Genomic DNA, 15,096 nt, shown 5'->3' on the forward strand with positions numbered 1-15,096 from the left:
TTACTGACGGCAATTTGCTGAACGCTTTTTCGGAAAGTGGTAAAGCGGTGCTGTTTAACCTTACCGCACAGGGTACACCATTTAAGGGCCAAAAGAGCTTTTTAATGGATAAAGACCAATATGCCAATGTAGATGAAATGTTCCAGCTATTAATATTAATAAATTATTCCCCTGCAACCGAGCCATTGACCGGGGGTATTGATAAATAATAAATACACCTAAATAGAAAGGGCCTTTTGCTGTTGCAAAAGGCCCTTTCTATTATATTTATACTATAACTTGTTAAAGTGACCAATTATTAAACTGGCCAGTTCAACACCTATACGCTCCTGAGCTTCGTTTGTGGCGGCGCCAATGTGCGGGGTTAACGAAATTTTTGGATGTGACAGAATCTCCTGGCGTGGAGTTGGTTCGTTATCAAAAACGTCTAACGCCGCATAAGCTACCTGGCCGCTGTTTAATGCTTCTATTAATGCCAGCTCATCTATCAATCCACCACGTGAGATATTGATCAACTGAACGCCTTTTTTCATTTGCGCCAATTCTTCTGCACCGATCAGGGCTTTATCTATAAACGGCGTGTGTAGTGTAATAAAATCGGCGGTTTCAATGATCTCGTTTAGGGTTGATTTTTTTACGGCCACATTTACTTTTGTACCGCCGCTACCTAAAACAATTTCAACCTCAGGATTAAACTCAAACAGATCATAAGCGATTACATCCATGCCAACGCCTATGGCAATTTTTGCAACCTCGCGGCCAATGCGGCCAAACCCAACAACACCTAAAGTTTTTCCTCTAAGCTCAACGCCTTTAGCATAAGCTTTTTTCAGGTCGTTAAATTTTGTGGCGCCATCAACAGGCATTTTACGGTTACTATCGTGCAGAAAACGTACGCCTGTGAACAATTGCGCAAATACCAATTCAGCAACAGATAGTGATGATGATGCAGGTGTGTTATACACGCCAATGCCTTTGCTTTTGGCGTAATCTACATCAATATTATCAACACCTACACCACCGCGGCCAATAAGCTTAAGGTTAGGGCAGGCATCAATTAAGGCAGCACGCACTTTAGTAGCGCTGCGTACAGTTATGGCGTCAAATTCCTGTAAACGCTCAGGCAATTCATCCTGTGGGATGTTGTTGGTTTCTACAAAGAACCCGGCATCTTCCAGCATTTTTTTGCCTATTGGGTCAATACCGTCGTTAGCTAATATTTTGATCATTTTGTTTTAGTGATTAGAGACTTGAGATTAGAGATTGGTGAATGAGAACTGATCTCTAATCACCAATCTCCGATCGCTAAATATTATTTATTTTTCTCAGCAAATTCCTGCATCGTTTCAATCAGCACGTTAATGCTGCTGATTGGCAATGCATTGTAAATTGAAGCGCGGAAACCGCCAACACTCCTGTGGCCTTTTAAGCCAACAATGCCTTTTTCGTCGCAAAGTTTAAGGAATGGTTTTTCGTGCTCAGGGTTTTCGGCAACAAAGCAAACATTCATGCGTGAGCGGTCTTCTTCTACAGCCACAGCTTTAAAGAATGGGTTGCTATCAATTTCAGCATAAAGTGCTTTTGCTTTCTCATTGTTCTCGGTTTCGATTGCCGGTACGCCACCTTTTGCTTTTAACCATTTAAGGGTAAGCATAGATACGTAGATAGCAAAACAAGGAGGCGTGTTATACATCGAACCACCTTCTATTTGTACCTGGTAGTTAAACATAGCCGGTATTTTACGGCCTGTTTTACCCAAAAGGTCATCTTTAACAATTACCAGCGTAACACCTGCAGGGCCCATATTTTTTTGAGCGCCCGCGTATATCAAACCAAAATCGGCTACGTTAACGGTACGGCTGAATATATCTGACGACATATCGCATACCAACGGAACGGGCGATTTAGGGAACTCCTGCATCTGCGTACCGTAAATAGTATTGTTTGACGTAATATGGAAGTAGGCAGCATCCGTAGGGATGGTATAATCTTTAGGGATGTATGTAAAATTGCTTTCTTTTGATGTAGCAACAACCTCAACTTCACCAAAAAATTTCGCTTCTTTTAAAGCCTTGTTAGCCCACACGCCACTCTCGAGGTAAGCGGCTTTGCCACCTTCGGGTAAAAGGTTGTAGGGCGCTAACGCAAACTGTGTGCTTGCACCACCTTGTAAAAACAAAACAGAGTAGCCCTCGGGCACGCCAAAAAGTTCTTTAACTAAGCTTACGGCCTCATTTAAAACAGCTTCAAATTCCGGCGAACGGTGCGAAATTTCAAGCAGGGATAGACCGGTTCCGTTAAAATCAATTACTGCTTCTGCAGCCTGTTTTAAAACTTCGTTAGGTAATATGCCGGGGCCGGCACCGAAATTGTGTTTCATAATGGTTAAACTATATATTTGACTAATAACTAATTATCAACTTTATATTTAGGAAGGCCGAAGATAATAAATTCGACAACTTTTATAGACTATTTTTTATAATTTTATAAAAAAGTAGTTTTAAATCACAATAAGGCGTTGATTGAAGGAATAAATTATCAGATCGATAATTATGGGTGTTTTAACATGGATATAGCCTGCGACTGATCTGCTGCCGTAAAAACCGAATTACCGGCCACAAAAACGTTAGCGCCGGCCTCTATTAACTTCGATATATTTTGATTACCTACGCCACCATCAACCTCAATATACAGGTTGGGGTTAGCATTCGCGCTCATGGCTTTAACTTCGGCAACCTTGGTGTAGGTATGCTCAATAAACTTTTGCCCGCCAAAACCCGGGTTAACCGACATCACCAACACCATGTCTATATCGGCGATAATATCTTTGAGTAGAGCCGTTGGCGTAGCGGGGTTAATAGCTACCCCTGCCCTGCAACCCAGTTGTTTAATGGCTTGCACAGTGCGGTGCAAATGCGGGCAGGCCTCGTAATGTACGGTAATACTATCTGCGCCGGCTTCGGCAAATCCTTTCAAATAACGGTCGGGGTCTGCAATCATCAGGTGCACATCCAGCGGTTTGGTGGCGTGCTGTTTGGTAGCCTTTACCACCGGGAAACCAAATGATATGTTCGGTACAAACATACCATCCATCACATCCACGTGAAACCAGTCGGCTTCGCTGTTATTTATCATTTCAACATCGCGCTGCAGGTTTGCAAAATCGGCAGATAATATAGAAGGTGCTATCAGATGGTTCATAGCGGTAAATATAAAAGGTTCTTAACTAATATTGAACACCGAATGTCCAATATCAAATAATGAAGCTATAAATTCGATATTGGGACATCCGAAATTCATCATTCGAAATTTCCATCGCAATTATATCACCATTTCCGGTACGTCGCCATCAATGATCAATTTACCGGCGGTAGCGGCTTTTATTTCTTCAACTGTTACACCGGGGGCGCGTTCAAGGAGCTTAAACCCGCCTTCGGGCAGTACATCAAGCACCGCCAGTTCGGTCACTATTTTTTTTACGCAGTTAATGCCTGTTAAAGGCAGGGTGCAGTTTGGTAACAGTTTAGATTCGCCTGCTTTGTTTACGTGCTGCATGGCTACAATAATATTCTCGGCAGATGCTACCAGGTCCATAGCGCCGCCCATGCCCTTTACCATTTTGCCGGGGATCTTCCAGTTAGCTATGTCGCCATTCTCGGATACTTCCATAGCGCCGAGGATAGTCAGATTAACCTTTTTCGCCCTGATCATTCCAAAACTCATGGCCGAGTCGAACACTGCCGAACCAGGCAGCTTGGTAATAGTTTGCTTACCGGCGTTAATAGTATCTGCGTCCTCCTCGCCCTCAAAGGGGAAAGGCCCCATACCCAGCAAACCATTTTCTGATTGCAATATCACATCCACATTATCGGGAATGTAGTTGGCAACCAGTGTTGGGATGCCGATTCCAAGGTTAACATAGTAACCGTCTTTCACTTCTTTAGCTATTCGCTTGGCAATGCCTTCTTTGTTTAACATTAATTTGAAAATTTGGCGATTTGAAAATTTGAAAATTGCTTCAATTGCTTTTTGAACTTGAAATAATTTTAGAGATAACTTTAATTATTACTGACAACTTATTTAACAGAACCGGCTCAAAAGGATACGTATTTGAAAATTGACATAATAGCAGAAAGTATTCAGTTTCATCCGCCTCTTTGGCCGCGATTTTTATTTTATGAATAAAATCAGCTTTGCTTTCTGCGTTTTGGGCTTCCCTAACATTAGCTCCTATTGAGGTTCCGCATCTAATTAATTGTCGCGCGATAGCGAATTTCTTTTGTGATTCTAATTTCTCGCAAAAAGTGATAATATCTAAAGCGAACTCAAATGTTAATGTAACTATAAGATTTTCTTTGTCATTTCTCATTTTCAAATCTTCAAATTACATCATTTTCAAATCTCTTCCTTACCGTTCTTTGTTCTATCCTCTTTTCGTAGTTCTCTCCCTGGAAAATGCGGTGCACGTAAATACCAGGAGTATGTATGTTGTCCGGGTCAAGTTCGCCGGGCTCTACAAGTTCCTCAACTTCGGCAATAGTTATTTTACCAGCCATGGCCATAACGGGGTTAAAATTACGGGCAGTAGAACGATATACGAGGTTACCCAGCCTATCCCCCTTCCAGGCTTTCACAATGGCAAAATCGGCATCAAAGGCCATTTCCATCAGGTAGTCTTTTCCGTTAAAATTGCGCACCTCTTTGCCTTCGGCAACTTCGGTACCAATGCCTGCGGGGGTAAATATGGCTGGCATACCGTAACCCGCTGCCATACAGCGGGTGGCCAGTGTACCCTGCGGAATGAGCTCTACCTCCAGTTCGCCGCTTAGCAGCTGGCGCTCAAACTCGGCGTTCTCGCCTACGTATGATGAGATCATCTTTTTTACCTGGTGCTGGTGTAGCAATAAGCCGATGCCAAAATCATCTACCCCGGCATTATTAGATATGCAGGTAAGATCTTTTACGCCCTTTTTCACCAGCGCAAGGATGCATTTTTCGGGCAGGCCGCACATGCCGAAACCGCCCAGCATCAGCGTGTCGCCGTCTTTAATATCGCGTATGGCCTCGTCGGCACCGCTCACAACTTTATTCATCTTATATAATTGGTTGCGGTAAAATTAGGTATTTTGACCGAAGCTTAATACTATGCAAGCATAATATTTATCAGCCTTTTTCCCGGGTGTCCCACTATTTGTTACACTACAGGTATAAATTCATAAAATATTGATATTCAATATTTTAATTTTACTAAAGTTGTAAACTTACTTAAATAAACACTTTTCTAAATTATTATTAATGAACTGTTTTTAAGTGCTTTATGATCTAAAGTCGGGGTGTCCCACTCTGCAAAAAACGGGACGGAATGGGACACCCTGTTTTTTAACTTGCAATTAATAAAAGCAAACAAATACACAACCCGATCCTTTATTACTATACATCAATCTATAAACATCATGACAGCATATAATGATAACGAAGAGCAAAGCAAACCAACTGCTTACGAAGTAAAAGACGACGATAATTTAGAAGAGAAAGACCTGCGCCGCGAAGTATTTATGTTTGGCAGCGAAGAAAAGAATGGCACTGAGCCGGGAATGGAAGCAAACGGCGCGGGTGGGCAACGCTTTGGCGAGAATGCCAATACACCATCGGGCGATGATGGTAACAACCCTTCGCAAAACGCAGGTTACAGCAACGAATATTTTAAACGGAGCGAGCCATCTGAAGAGCACCCCGAGCATAACAACTTTAAGGATCCTAACCAGTTAGGGCAATCCAACTACACCGAGTCGACCGGTGCGGTACCAACCGGGCAGTCCGACGCAGAAAATGAAGGGCCTGCTAAGGAAAGCGAAGAAAGCGGCGAACGTGTTACCGAAGGTGACAGTAACGATACCGAAGCAAACCGCAACGAATCGCAGGAAAGCTACCAGGAAGGCACTGCCGATAACGACGGCTCCACCACCGGTACCAACACCGAAGGTGATGTAGCCGGGTACGGCGAATTACCTGAGCAGCAAAAGGTTGGGGAGTAGCAAATGTATGCCGAAGGTCAGGGCTTTCCATACGGCAGCTTACATTTGTGGCGATAGATGAGTACAGCAAACCCGTTAGCATATTAAGTAGCGGGTTTGCTTATCTTTGCGGCTTATGATACAGCAAGCGCTCACCAACCTTAAGATAAATGCCCTTAACCCCATGCAGGAGGCTGCCATTGCCGCCGCTAAAAAAGGCGATGTAATACTGCTTTCGCCCACCGGGTCGGGTAAAACTCTGGGGTTTTTGCTGCCGTTGCTTGGTATATTAGATCCTAATATCAGCACTGTACAAGTAATGATCATGGTGCCATCGCGCGAACTGGCTTTGCAGATAGAGCAGGTTTTTCGAAGCATGGGCAGCGGGTTTAAAATAAACTGTTTTTATGGCGGGCACCCGCTTAAAACAGAGTTGAACAGCCTCACGCAGCCGCCGGCGGTTATTGTGGGCACGCCGGGCCGCATAGCCCACCACATCCGCCGCGAAACCTTTGATACAAGCACCATTGCCACCCTAATTCTTGATGAATTTGATAAATCATTGGAGTTTGGTTTTCAGGCAGATATGTCGTTTATTATCAATGAGCTGCCAAATCTTAAAAAGCGGATACTAACTTCGGCTACGCCAATGGATGCTATCCCTTCGTTCACCGGTATTAACCGCCCGGCTAAGCTGGATTACCTGGCTAATGCCACCGCATCTGTCGCTGCTCTTAAACAAAAAGCGGTGATATGCGAACCCGCCGACAGGCTGGACGCCCTGTTCGCCCTTATTTGTAAGATAAGTGATAAACCAACCCTCGTATTTTGTAACCATCGCGAAGCGGTTGACCGCATCAGCGACCTGCTTTATGACATGGGCCTGCCGCACGATATTTTTCACGGCGGTATGGAGCAGGACGACCGCGAACGTGCCCTGCTTAAATTCAGGAACGGCAGCCACCATATATTAATCACTACCGACCTGGCCTCGCGCGGGTTAGATATCCCCGAGATAGAGCATGTGGTACATTACCAGTTGCCACATAATCAGGAAGCCTTTATCCACCGCAACGGCCGTACAGCCAGGATGCATGCCACGGGTACCTCCTACCTGCTTTTATCGCCCGGGGAAAAACCTGATTATTTGGCAGAGATGCCCGAGGAGGAGATTTTACCAACAAAAACCGTTATGCCGCCGTTATCGCTATGGGCTACGGTTTACATCGCCGCAGGCAAAAAGGATAAGATAAATAAGGTTGACATTGTGGGCCTCCTGCTTAAAAAAGGCGAACTCGCAAAAGAAGATCTTGGATTGATAGAGGTATTAGATCATTCCTCTTACGCCGCAGTAAAACGCCATTTAATAGAGCGTACCGTTGCATTGGTGAAGAACGAAAAAATAAAAGGCCGGAAAATAAAGATAGATATATCGAGTTAGATCTTAAAAATTTGTCATCCTGAGCGATAGCGAAGGATCTATATTGAACTGTGCCTATTGTAGATGTATGTTGTAGAATATGCTCATGTGGTTTAACCAGAGCAAATGGCTATCTTCATCATTATTTAACGATTTTTAAGGCGGTTTTTAATTGAGTGGCAGCAGCAATAATTTCTTTAGATAAGATCCTGGCGTTTGTAGCGGCATCTTCATCATCGTAACGCAGGTATTTCCAGCTGTTGCCGGTATAACTATCTTTAATAGCCAGCAAATATTGGGTACCCTTCATTCGCACTTTATTGTCGCCAATTTTTTCTGTAACAGTACCCTTCATTTGGGTTTTGGTCATCATATCTGCCAGAGCGGGGTTGGCAAACTCCAGTACCATGCTTTGGTTGTACCTGCCAAGGCAAATAGCAGCATTGTTCAGTTTTTTAACCGGGCTAAGTTTTAACATCAGCGGCACTTCTTCAAATATGGTTTTGATGCCCATGCCATCCAGCATCCCGTTTGCCATGTCTTTCATTTGCGCTTTGGGCATCACGGTGAAGATGCGCGGGTAGGTCATGTCTATAACCTTATCCATGTTTTTTTGGTGGGTGTACGCTACAATGGCCTCAAAATCTTTTTTTATGGCCTGCGCAACTTGTGCAAATGCTGCGCCTGCAGATAACAGGAATAGGCAAAGGAGTAGTTTTTTCATAGCAAGATCGTTCGGCTTAAGGTGCAAAATCAACCAGTCAACAACCTTTTAGGGTAATGGTTTTAAATTCAGCTAAGCCTTGTTAGCTAATGCCTAAAAAATTACCTTTATACCGAAAACTAAAATTAACCTTATTATGAAAAAATTACCCTTTCTGTTTGCCCTTATGGTACTGGCATGTACCTCGGTATTTGCACAGATAACCAAAGATCAAACCGTTGCCGAATGGACCCGTGCCAAGGCTTACACAAAAGCGTATTTAGATGCTATGCCTGCCGATGGTTACAGCTTTAAAGCTACGCCCGAGGTACGTACCTTTGCAGGCCAGATGCTGCACCTTGCCGATGCCAACTACTTTTTTATTGCTACCGCGACAGGTAAAACACCCCCTATCGCCAAAGATGTATCGGTAGAAAAAACGGTTGCACAAAACAAAGAGGCTACTACAAAAGCTGTTTTAGAAAGCTACGATTACGCTATCGCCAGCATCCAAAGCATGACCGATGCCCAATTTAAAGAAGAAGTAGCAATGGGTAAGATGAAATCAACCCGAGGCTTATTACTGGCAAAGGCATTTGAGCACCAAACACACCACCGTGGCCAAACCACTTTATACCTGCGTTTAAAAGGTGCAACTCCGCCTAACGAGATGCTTTTTTAAGCATAAGATATTTTAAATAATTATGCCATTCCGATTTAGCCTGGAGTGGCATTTTTTATTTATGCCGGTTCAAAACTAAATATCCGCGAAAGTTTGTATTTGCTAAAATAATTAGCAATTTTGTTTTGTGAATCAGAACAAGATAGAGATTAAGGCAGAAGCGCGGGTGCTATTCATAGATATGAACAGTTACTTTGCCCGGTGCGAGCAACAGGCAAATTACTGGCTGCGTGGCCGCCCTGTGGGTGTTTGCGTTTACACCGGCAAATACGGCTGCGTTATCTCGCTATCAACCGAGGCTAAGGAGCGCGGCCTTAAGGCAGGTATGCGCCTTAACGATGCCATTGCGCAATGCCCCGAACTTGTCCCGGTGGAAAGCAACCCCGCCCGTTACAGGCAGTACCACACCAAGATCATTAACGTAATGCGCGGGTATTGCAACGATGTGGTACCTAAAAGCATAGACGAGGCCATTGTTAATTTCAGCAATTACGAAAATGTTGACCCTATGCAGATGGCCATGAACATTAAGCGCGATATTCTGCAAAAAGTGGGCGACTGGCTGACCTGTTCGGTAGGTATAGCGCCAAATGCTTTCCTGGCCAAACTGGCATCGGTACAAGGCAAAAAACGCGACGGGTTAATGATGATAACCCCGCAAAACATCGATTCGGTTTTGAGCGGTTTAAAACTGGGCGACCTGCCGGGAATTGGGGCTAACATGTCATACAGGCTGGAGCGTGCCGGTGTTAAAACCCCGTTAGAGATGCGCTACACCCCGCCCGAACGGTTACGGAGTATCTTTAAAAGTATAGACGGTGTTTACTGGCACTACCGGCTTAACTTTATAGAAACCAATATTGTAGCGCATGAGTATAAGGGCATGCAGGCCATGCGGCAGATCTCGGCCGAGAAACGCCAGCACATCAACTATATCGACCAGCTATTTATGACGCTTTGCCTCACGCTCGAAAAGCGGATGGTGCACCATAAGTTCTATTGTAAATCGGTAGGGTTTACTGCCCGGTATGCCGATGATACCCGCTGGGATGACGCGTTTACCATTACCACCCCGGTGCAGGACGCCATAAGCCTCATGCGCATGATCCGTATCCGTATAGCCAAGTTTGAAGAGGCTACCAATTGCGCGCCCATCATGAACACCCAAATTACCCAGATGCGTGTAGCCGTAACTAATTTTGTAAATAACGGCAATATGCTTTACAGCCTGTTTGATGACATGGATAAACAGGAAACAGCGCTGAAAACCATGCACCAGATAAAAGATAAATTTGGGCCTGATAAGCTTATCCGCGCTGTAGAGATGACGGACGGCAAGGTGATAAAAGATGTAATTGGCTTTGGATCGGTAAAAGATCTGACGGATCTGGATTATAAGGGTTAGCCCCACCCCCCCCGCGTTAGCATTTTTACTACCTTTAAGCTTGTATAATTAATATGTTATTCTGCCATCGGTCCACATATCTCATTTTAATTGCCACACTTGGCTTATCGCGCTGCCATTTTATGGGCCAAAACAAACCTGTTATTGCTAAAGATACAGTCGCGATTGTAAAACCCGGCGGGCCAAACCCGGCCGACAGTAATCAAACGCCGCTTAAAAATATGTTTGGCGTAAATAGTTACGAATGGAACTTTTTAGAGAACCCCGCGGCTAAGAACGAGCATGGCCATATTTACGAAGCTAACATGGCGCTTATTAAAAGTTTTAGCGCGGTAAGGCACTACCTTAACTGGAACAAGCTGGAAAATACCGAGGGTAACTACACCTACAACCCTACCAATAACGGCAGCTGGTATTACGATGTAATGTACACCCGTTGCAAGCAGGACAGCATTTTGGTTTTGGCCAGTATTAAAAACCTGCCCGTTTGGATGATGAACACCTACCCCGCTGATGAACGCGATGATGAGAATGTGCCCGCTAATTATGGCGCTAACCGTTTATTGACGGCATCATACATTGTGCAGGCACGCACGGCTTTTCAGTTTGCGGCAAGGTATGGGGCCAATACACATGTTAACCCAAGCCTTGTTAAGGTTGATACCCGCCCCCGCTGGACCAACGACCCGGTTAATACGGTAAAGATCGGCCTTGGGCTTGTTAAATACATAGAGTGCAATAACGAACCCGACCGCTGGTGGAAGGGCGAAAAAGCCACGCAATCGCCGGAGGAATATGCCGCCAACCTATCAGCTTTTTACGACGGGCATAAAGGTACGCTTGGCAACAACGCGGGCGTTAAAACCGCCGACCCGAGTATGCTAGTAGTAATGGGTGGTTTAGCTACTGCCAATGTGAAATATGTTGAGCGGATTGTAGCGTGGTGCAAGGCCAACCGTGGGTTAAAGGCCGATGGTAGCATCAACCTTTGTTTTGATGTGATAAATTATCACCTGTACAGCAACGATGGCAGCGTGTTTACGCATCAGCGGTCTACCACGGGTGTAGCGCCCGAACTTTCGGTATCGGGTAAAGTTGCCGATAGTTTTGTAAAGTTGGGTAACCGTTTAAAGTTGCCTGTATGGGTTACGGAGACAGGGTATGATATCAATCCGCAAAGTTACCAGCATGCGCCGCCTATAGGTAATGAATCGGCATTGATAACACAAGCCGACTGGATATTACGTTCGTCGCTGTTATACGCCCGGCATGGGGTGCAGCGGCTTTTCTTTTACCAGTTGTTTGATGCCGCGCCCAATAACCCCGAACAGTATATGACCTCGGGCCTTGCCGAAAGCCCCAGGCGCCGCCCCGCCGCCGATTACATTTTACAAACCAATAAGCTGATGGGTAACTATGTCTACAAAGGTACCATCAACGCCGATCCTATTGTAGACAAGTATGTGTTGGGTAAAAGTGTAATTTATGTACTTACCGTGCCGGATCAGGTTGGCCGTACGGCAGGTTATACCCTTAAATTGGGTGCCGGGGCTAAAGTTGTTGTTTACACATTAAGACCAGGTGCCGATGCAATGAGTGAGAGTAAAGTAACCCCCGTGAATGGTGAATTAAAAATTGTAGCAACAGAAACGCCCGTTTTTGTGAAAGTGGTACAAGAGTAAAGTGTAAAGCAACCCCAGTATTAATAGTAAAATTTCCTCACCCTCTTTCCGCTTGCGGAGAAAGGGTCGCGAGCGAAGCGCCGCGGGGTGAGTAAACACACCAGCACACATTTGAAATCAGGTGTCCCATTCCGTCCCGTTTTTTAACGAGTTGGACACCCCTTGTGTTAAATATAAATAACTTATTATAAAATAGTTAAGAGATATCCAATAAGTTTTACTTTATATAAAAATTCAATGTCAAATTTTTTAATTATCTGATTGTCAATTAATTAATTATCCGTCTCGTTTAGTGTCATAAATAGTGGGACACCCCTGTAATAAGTGGCTTAAAATTTAATAATCTCACCTGCTATTTCCTTTGCATGCTTAATTGATAAGTAGATAAGGATTTATCCGCTTAAAAAGTTATTTTTGCGCTTGAATGAAGCACATACGTAATTTTTGTATCATAGCCCATATAGACCACGGTAAAAGTACCCTTGCCGATAGGTTATTAGAATATACCAACACCATTACCCAGCGCGAAAGCCAGGCACAATTGCTTGACGATATGGACCTGGAGCGTGAGCGTGGCATTACCATAAAAAGCCATGCCATACAAATGGATTATGAGTTAGACGGGCAGAAATATACGCTTAACCTGATAGATACCCCCGGACACGTAGATTTTTCTTACGAAGTATCGCGCTCTATAGCGGCCTGCGAAGGCGCATTGCTTATTGTAGATGCCGCGCAGGGTATACAGGCGCAAACCATCTCTAACCTTTATCTGGCGTTAGAGAACGACCTGGAGATCATCCCTGTTCTGAACAAGATGGACCTGCCCGGCGCTATGCCCGAGGAAGTGAAAGACCAGATTGTTGACCTTATAGGCTGCAAACGCGAGGATATCCTGGCCGCATCCGGTAAAACAGGTTTAGGCGTGCATGATATTTTACGTGCTATTGTAGAACGCGTCCCCGCTCCTGTTGGCGACCCTGAAGCGCCATTACAGGCGCTCATCTTCGATTCGGTTTTTAACTCGTTCCGTGGTATTATAGCCTACTTTAAAGTAGTTAACGGCCAGATCAAAAAAGGCGACAAAGTAAAATTTGTGGCTACCGAAAAAGAATACATAGCCGATGAGGTGGGTACACTTAAACTGAAGCAAACCCCTAAAGACGTTATTAAAACCGGCGATGTGGGGTATATTATATCGGGTATTAAAGAAGCCCGCGAAGTTAAAGTTGGTGACACCATTACCACTATAGACCGCCCTTGCGAGCAAGGCATCCAGGGTTTTGAAGAGGTTAAACCAATGGTATTCGCAGGGATCTACCCTGTTGATACCGAGGATTATGAAGAGCTGCGTGAATCGATGGCGAAACTTCAGCTGAACGATGCTTCATTGGTTTTTGAACCAGAATCATCCGCTGCATTAGGCTTTGGTTTTCGATGTGGTTTCCTGGGCATGCTGCACATGGAGATCATCCAGGAACGTTTGGAGCGTGAATTCAACATGACGGTTATTACCACCGTTCCCAACGTGTCGTATATAGCGCATAGCACCCGCGGCGAGGAAATGCTGGTTAACAACCCATCAGACCTCCCCGATCCATCAAAGATTGATTTTGTTGAGGAGCCGTTCATTAAGGCTACTATTATTACTAAATCTGATTTTGTTGGCCCGGTTATGTCGCTTTGTATCCAAAAACGCGGTATGATCGTTAATCAGTCTTACCTAACGTCAGACCGTGTGGAGCTGGTGTTTGAGATGCCAATGGGCGAGATCGTATTTGATTTCTACGATAAGCTCAAAACTATCTCTAAAGGTTACGCGTCGTTCGATTACCACCAGATCGGTTATCGCCAGTCTGACTTGGTAAAATTGGATATCCGCCTGAATAGCGAGCCTGTTGACGCGCTATCGTCGCTCATCCACCGCAGCAACTCGTACGATTTTGGTAAGAAGATCTGTGAAAAGCTGAAAGAGCTTTTGCCACGCCAGCAGTTCGAGATCATTATACAGGCATCTATAGGTGCCAAGATCATCGCGCGTGAAACGGTTAAAGCCATGCGTAAAGACGTTACCGCCAAGTGTTATGGTGGTGATATTTCGCGTAAGCGTAAACTATTAGAAAAACAAAAGGCCGGTAAAAAACGTATGCGCCAGGTGGGTAACGTAGAGATACCACAAAGCGCGTTTATGGCGGTTTTGAAACTTGATTAATTATTAGACTTAAGAGTTAAGGATCAAGACAGAAGAGAGCTTCTGTCTTGATTCCTAATTCTTTTATCTTGACTCTCTCCTATGCAGTTATTAGACGGAAAATACGTATCAGAAAAATTAAAAGGCGAAATTGGCGAAGAAGCGGCTAAAATTTTAGCGCGCACCGGCCGCAAGCCGCATTTGGTAGCCGTTTTAGTTGGCCACGATGGCGGCAGCGAAACCTATGTAGCCAGCAAAATGAAGAACTGCGAAAAGGTGGGCTTCAAGTCGACTTTAGTGCGTTACGAAGATACGGTGAGCGAAGATGAATTACTTGCTAAGGTGGCAGAACTGAATGCTGATGAAGATATCGACGGCATCATCGTACAACTCCCTCTTCCTAAACACATAGACCCTGAAAAAGTTACCGAACGCATCGAACCGAAGAAAGATGTGGATGGCTTCCACCCGGTAAACCTGGGCCGCATGCAACGTAATCTGCCATCGTTCATACCTGCTACGCCATATGGGATCACTTTGATGCTGAAAGAATACGGTATCGAGACCGCAGGTAAGCATTGTGTGGTTGTTGGCCGCAGCAATATAGTTGGCTCGCCAATGAGCATCCTGATGGCGCGCAATACCACACCCGGTAACTGTACCGTAACCATTTGCCATAGCCGTACGCCTGATATTAAAAAGTTTACGCTTGATGCCGATATCCTGATCGTAGCCATCGGTAAAAAGAATTTTATTACGGCAGATATGGTTAAAGACGGCGTTGTAGTTATTGACGTGGGCATGAACCGCGAAACCTCAACCGTAACCAAATCGGGCTTTAAACTTTACGGCGACGTTGATTTTGAAGGCGTATCGCAAAAAGCATCATGGATAACCCCGGTACCCGGCGGCGTTGGCTTAATGACTATTATTGGGTTGCTGAAGAATACTTTGGCATCGGCTAATAAAGAAGTGTATTATTAAATTTCAGTTCCCCTT

15 protein-coding genes are annotated in these 15,096 nt (G+C 44.7%); 8 read left to right on the forward strand and 7 right to left on the reverse strand.

Going from position 1 to position 15,096, the window contains the following annotated elements:
• Positions 1-14: 14 nt before the first annotated feature.
• The gene (locus ACFQZI_RS09235) at positions 15-209 is read left to right on the forward strand and encodes a hypothetical protein (protein ID WP_377141502.1); all 195 of its coding nucleotides are present in this window, start codon (positions 15-17) and stop codon (positions 207-209) included.
• A 63-nt stretch (positions 210-272) separates the two neighbouring features.
• Here the strand turns inward: ACFQZI_RS09235 and ACFQZI_RS09240 are convergent, their stop codons facing one another.
• The 6 genes from ACFQZI_RS09240 to ACFQZI_RS09265 all read right to left on the reverse strand — a co-directional run bounded on the left by ACFQZI_RS09240 (position 273) and on the right by ACFQZI_RS09265 (position 5,093).
• Positions 273-1,229, reverse strand: coding sequence for a D-2-hydroxyacid dehydrogenase (locus tag ACFQZI_RS09240; RefSeq protein WP_377141504.1), 957 nt, complete (start codon positions 1,227-1,229; stop codon positions 273-275).
• Positions 1,230-1,312: 83 nt separating this feature from the next.
• A complete protein-coding gene (gene serC / locus ACFQZI_RS09245; protein ID WP_377141506.1) occupies positions 1,313-2,380 on the reverse strand; it encodes a 3-phosphoserine/phosphohydroxythreonine transaminase in 1,068 nt (355 codons plus the stop codon).
• 170 nt (positions 2,381-2,550) lie between these two features.
• Positions 2,551-3,201: a ribulose-phosphate 3-epimerase gene (gene rpe / locus ACFQZI_RS09250; RefSeq protein WP_377141508.1), complete on the reverse strand. Its 651-nt coding sequence runs from the start codon at positions 3,199-3,201 to the stop codon at positions 2,551-2,553.
• A gap of 120 nt (positions 3,202-3,321) precedes the next feature.
• Positions 3,322-3,978 (reverse strand): 3-oxoacid CoA-transferase subunit B, encoded by a 657-nt coding sequence (locus ACFQZI_RS09255; RefSeq protein WP_377141510.1) that lies wholly within the window; start codon positions 3,976-3,978, stop codon positions 3,322-3,324.
• A 40-nt stretch (positions 3,979-4,018) separates the two neighbouring features.
• A complete protein-coding gene (locus ACFQZI_RS09260; protein WP_377141513.1) occupies positions 4,019-4,369 on the reverse strand; it encodes a four helix bundle protein in 351 nt (116 codons plus the stop codon).
• 10 nt (positions 4,370-4,379) lie between these two features.
• Positions 4,380-5,093: a CoA transferase subunit A gene (locus ACFQZI_RS09265; RefSeq protein ID WP_377141516.1), complete on the reverse strand. Its 714-nt coding sequence runs from the start codon at positions 5,091-5,093 to the stop codon at positions 4,380-4,382.
• A gap of 360 nt (positions 5,094-5,453) precedes the next feature.
• On the opposite strand from ACFQZI_RS09265, the gene ACFQZI_RS09270 reads away from it, so the two are divergent.
• Together ACFQZI_RS09270 and ACFQZI_RS09275 are read left to right on the forward strand one after the other, a co-directional pair.
• On the forward strand, positions 5,454-6,035 hold the full coding sequence (locus ACFQZI_RS09270; protein ID WP_377141519.1) for a hypothetical protein: 582 nt from the start codon (positions 5,454-5,456) through the stop codon (positions 6,033-6,035).
• Between the two features lie 115 nt (positions 6,036-6,150).
• On the forward strand, positions 6,151-7,455 hold the full coding sequence (locus tag ACFQZI_RS09275) for a DEAD/DEAH box helicase (RefSeq protein ID WP_377141521.1): 1,305 nt from the start codon (positions 6,151-6,153) through the stop codon (positions 7,453-7,455).
• A 121-nt stretch (positions 7,456-7,576) separates the two neighbouring features.
• On the opposite strand, the gene ACFQZI_RS09280 is transcribed toward ACFQZI_RS09275, so the two are convergent.
• Entirely contained in the window at positions 7,577-8,158 is a 582-nt protein-coding gene (locus tag ACFQZI_RS09280) for a hypothetical protein (RefSeq protein ID WP_377141524.1), read from the reverse strand.
• A 136-nt stretch (positions 8,159-8,294) separates the two neighbouring features.
• Between ACFQZI_RS09280 and ACFQZI_RS09285 the strand changes: the two genes are divergently transcribed.
• The 5 genes from ACFQZI_RS09285 to ACFQZI_RS09305 all read left to right on the forward strand — a co-directional run bounded on the left by ACFQZI_RS09285 (position 8,295) and on the right by ACFQZI_RS09305 (position 15,081).
• Complete coding sequence (locus ACFQZI_RS09285) at positions 8,295-8,819, forward strand: DinB family protein (RefSeq protein WP_377141527.1); 525 nt, start codon at positions 8,295-8,297, stop codon at positions 8,817-8,819.
• A gap of 127 nt (positions 8,820-8,946) precedes the next feature.
• Entirely contained in the window at positions 8,947-10,224 is a 1,278-nt protein-coding gene (locus ACFQZI_RS09290) for a DNA polymerase Y family protein (RefSeq protein WP_377141530.1), read from the forward strand.
• Positions 10,225-10,346: 122 nt separating this feature from the next.
• Entirely contained in the window at positions 10,347-11,906 is a 1,560-nt protein-coding gene (locus ACFQZI_RS09295) for a hypothetical protein (RefSeq protein WP_377141533.1), read from the forward strand.
• Positions 11,907-12,330: 424 nt separating this feature from the next.
• Positions 12,331-14,118, forward strand: a complete 1,788-nt coding sequence (gene lepA / locus ACFQZI_RS09300; RefSeq protein ID WP_377141536.1) for a translation elongation factor 4 — start codon at positions 12,331-12,333, stop codon at positions 14,116-14,118.
• A gap of 81 nt (positions 14,119-14,199) precedes the next feature.
• Positions 14,200-15,081 (forward strand): bifunctional 5,10-methylenetetrahydrofolate dehydrogenase/5,10-methenyltetrahydrofolate cyclohydrolase, encoded by an 882-nt coding sequence (locus ACFQZI_RS09305; RefSeq protein ID WP_377141539.1) that lies wholly within the window; start codon positions 14,200-14,202, stop codon positions 15,079-15,081.
• Positions 15,082-15,096 lie beyond the last annotated feature (15 nt).

Origin of the sequence: Mucilaginibacter lutimaris, from assembly GCF_042676625.1 — a bacterium.
GTDB classification, from domain to species: domain Bacteria; phylum Bacteroidota; class Bacteroidia; order Sphingobacteriales; family Sphingobacteriaceae; genus Mucilaginibacter; species Mucilaginibacter lutimaris.